Origin of the sequence: Staphylococcus sp. 191 (assembly GCF_011174885.1) — a bacterium.
GTDB classification, from domain to species: Bacteria; Bacillota; Bacilli; order Staphylococcales; family Staphylococcaceae; genus Staphylococcus; species Staphylococcus coagulans.
The window spans coordinates 1-422 of the sequence record NZ_PNRJ01000042.1 but is presented as its reverse complement, the minus strand read 5'-3'; the positions used below and the strand labels follow the sequence as shown (position 1 = coordinate 422).

Annotated in this window: 1 pseudogene; it reads right to left on the bottom strand. The window is 42.2% G+C overall.

The features are described from left to right. Positions 1-422 (bottom strand): annotated as a pseudogene (locus C1H58_RS12115) (phosphopentomutase); the annotation flags it as partial.

The window sequence follows — 422 nt, the reverse complement described above, 5'->3', positions numbered from 1 at the left end:
ATGTTCGCCCCACTCGTCAATCACTTGTGTGCCTGAAGCCGGACGATTCACAACGACTTTACGTCCCGTAATACGTTCGATTTCATCAATTAATTCTTGTGGAAAACCGTTTGGATACACTTTGAATGGCTGCATGATATTCAAGCCCATCATTTCCCAATGGCCTGTCATCGTGTCTTTACCGACTGAAGCTTCGCTTAATTTTGTATAATACGCTTTTGGATGTGCAACTGCCCCAACGACAGGTAAGGCATCAATATTACCCAAACCTAATTGTTCAAGATACGGTAATTTTTGGTCAAATCCTTCTAACGTATGTTTCAGTGTGTGGGACCCTTCATCGTTAAAATTTTTCGCATCTGGGGCTTCTCCTATCCCAACAGAATCCATGACAATCAAATGTACACGTTGAAATGGTGTTG